The sequence below is a fragment of the Kitasatospora sp. NPDC057512 genome (assembly GCF_042802135.1).
In the GTDB taxonomy this organism is placed as follows: domain Bacteria; phylum Actinomycetota; class Actinomycetes; order Streptomycetales; family Streptomycetaceae; genus Kitasatospora.
The window spans coordinates 1-2,896 of the sequence record NZ_JBHVET010000911.1; the positions used below are offsets into that span (position 1 = coordinate 1).

3 protein-coding genes are annotated in these 2,896 nt (G+C 72.9%); all 3 read left to right on the forward strand.

The annotated features are described in order from the left end of the window. Positions 1-692: 692 nt before the first annotated feature. Positions 693-1,187, forward strand: a complete 495-nt coding sequence (locus ACFU6K_RS35645; RefSeq protein WP_380670275.1) for a hypothetical protein — start codon at positions 693-695, stop codon at positions 1,185-1,187. A gap of 80 nt (positions 1,188-1,267) precedes the next feature. After that, complete coding sequence (locus ACFU6K_RS35650; protein WP_350526312.1) at positions 1,268-1,351, forward strand: putative leader peptide; 84 nt, start codon at positions 1,268-1,270, stop codon at positions 1,349-1,351. A gap of 167 nt (positions 1,352-1,518) precedes the next feature. Beyond that, positions 1,519-2,896 (forward strand): acyl-CoA dehydrogenase family protein (locus ACFU6K_RS35655; RefSeq protein ID WP_380670277.1); only part of this gene is annotated, 1,378 nt, incomplete at its 3' end.

Consider the following 2,896-nt stretch of genomic DNA (forward strand, 5'->3'; position numbering starts at 1 on the left):
GACGGGGGTCCGCTCCGTAGGCGATCTTTCGGGTCCGAACATCACAACTGATGATCCATTGAGCGTGCCCCGTCAGAATTTCTGTTGACTGTTAGACAAACGCAGCTCAGAGTATGAGCACGGGCAGACGCCGTGCCCACCGCCCCCACGCGGCCAGACACGGCGCCTGCTGTGCGGCCCGGCAGTACTGCCAGGCCATCCTCCCAGTCATCCCCTGCGCACCGGGGTGCGTCGGCCGGTCCCGGCCCCGAGATGGGGCCGGCAGTCGCCGGGAGGTTGGCGCCGAAGCCGAGAGCGACTCGGATGACGGCACCGGTGCTCGGGACCCGCACGCCCCCACGCGGCGGCGTCCCGAGCAGATCCACGGGAGCGACGGGCCGGGGCCCCGCGGATCTGGCTTGTGAGACTTGGAACTGTTGGCTTGTGTGTTTGTGCTGTGTGCGACGACGAAGCTGGGTGCTCGGCAGTTCGGCACGACAAGTGCACGGTGAGGGAAACGCGTGTAGGGCCGCGTTGCGACATGCCGTCCCCCCGGAGGGTGAAACCCAGAACGGCTGTCGTGCTGAACCGAACGTAGCCCGGACGGTTGCTCAGAGTCAACATTGGTCTCTGAGCGTCGATCTCCCGGCCACCCCCCGGCGGTGCCCCACCCACCTCGCGAACGCGGTGTGCCGGACACGTACGATGTTCCCATGTCTTTTCTCCGCCGTCGCTCCGGACAGCCCGCCGGCCCGGACTTCGACGTGCTCGCGATGGACCCGGGCGACTGGCCCGGTGACTTCGGTGCGGCCATGATGACCGGCCCGGACGGCTCCTGCCAGGGGATTTTCCTGCGCTACGACCTGTTCGGCGGCAGAGGTCCGGCGATGTTCATCGGCAACCTCCCCGAGGGTTCGCCCGCCCGGGAGACCGGCGACGACGTGCCCTTCGAGGTGCGGCAGCTGCTCGCGGCGCTGGAGAACGACGAGCCGGTCGAGTTCGTCTCGGCCGAGGACTTCCCGGTGATGCTCGGGGACGACCTGCTGATCGTGAAGAAGGTCAAGGTCAGCGAGGAGCGCGTGTTCTGCGCCCAGTTCGGCCGCAGCGACGGCGTCCTGGTCACCGTCGCGTCCTGGGACCGACCGATTTCGGACGACCTGTATCAGCTGCTGAAGCCGCTCCCCGCGGACATGTTCCAGCAGGGCTGATCCCGCCGGGGCCGACCGGCTCCGCCCGGGGGTCGGACGCTGCTTGACGGTATCGATCAACGGTTCGTACAGTCGCGAACATGCCGTGCCGCCTTCCGCTGCTGACCCGTCGCAGGCATCTGGACCTGCGGCGCACCGCCAGCGCGGCGTGTCCGGGCCGCTGAGGGGGATTCGTCCCCCGGCGGCAGGATGTCGGCCGGGTGTCCGGTCGGCGCCGGGACCAGGGGCGGGCCGTGAGCCGGCCTCCGGGGCCGCCGATCGCCACCGCGCGCCCGTACGGCGTGCCGCCCGCACCCGCCGAGCCCACGCTGCCGTCCGGAGGCACAGCATCATGACCACCCGCGCCGCCAACCGTTCGACCGCCGAGCGTTCGTCCGAGGACCACGCGTCCGACGACCGCCCCGCCGACAACCGTTCGCCCAGGAACGCGTCCGCCGGGCGCCGTTCCCGGACCGCCGCTCCGTCGGCGGGTTCCGAACCGACGGATTCCGGCCATCTCGAATCCACCGGTTCCACACCCACGGGTTCCGCATCCGGTTCCGCCCCCGGCGGCGCGGCACCCGACCGGAGCGCGGTCGAGACCGCCCTCGCCGGACTGCCCCGGGTGGTCGACCTGCTGGCCGCCCGCGCCGAGGAGCACGACCGCGACGCGACCTTCCCGTACCAGGGGATCGAGGCCGTCCACGAGGCCGGACTGCTCACCCTCACCGTCTCCGAGCGGTACGGCGGGCCGGGCGGAACGCTCGCCGACACCGTCCGGGTGCTGTCCCGACTCGGCCGCGGGGACGCCTCGGTGGCCGTGGTCACCGCCTTCACCCTGCTCCAGCACGCCGAGCAGGCCCGCCGGGCCGACTGGCCGACGGCCGGCTACCGACGGCTGCTCACCGAGTCCCGGCGCGGCCCGGCGCTGGTCAACACGCTGCGGGCGGAGCCCGGTGCCGGGGCGGGCGAGCTGCCCGGCACGGTCGCCCGACGGGACGGCGACGGCTGGCTGCTGACGGGCCGGAAGACGTACTGCACCGGGGCCGAGGCGCTCGCCTGGATGGCGGTGACCGCGCGGACCGACGAGGAGGAGCCGAGGGTCGGCACCTTCCTGGTCCGCGGCGAGAGCGAGGGCCTGGAGATCGACCCGACCTGGGACCAGCTCGGGCTCCGCGCCAGTGCCAGCCACGACGTGGTGCTGGACGCGGTCCGGGTGCCGGGCGACCTCGCGCTCGGCCTGACGAACGGTCGCCGGACGGCCCGTCAGAGTGCCGACGCCGACGCCGAGCTCTCCCTGGCCTGGCACGACCTGGCCCTCTCCGCCGTGGCGATCGGGGTCGCCCGGGCCGCCGAGGCCTGGCTGATCCGCTTCCTCAACCAGCGCACCCCGGCCAATCTGACCGAGCCGCTCGGCACCCTGCCCCGCTACCGGACCGCCCTCGGTGAGATCGAGGCCCAGCTGATCGGGGCCGAGGAACTGGTCGAGGGCCTGGCCTCCCGGGTGGACCGGGGCGACCGGGAGGCCGTCGCCCGGACCGGTCCGGCCCACCTGCTGGCCACCCGGGCCGCGACGGCTGTGGTCCAGCAGGCCGTCGCCCTCACCGGCAACCCCGGCCTGAGCCGGCGTCACCCGCTGGAGCGCTACCTGCGGGACGTGCTCAGCAGCCGGGTGCACCTGGCCCCCGACGAGAGCGTCCTGGAGGCCGCCGGCCGGGCCGCCCTGGAGC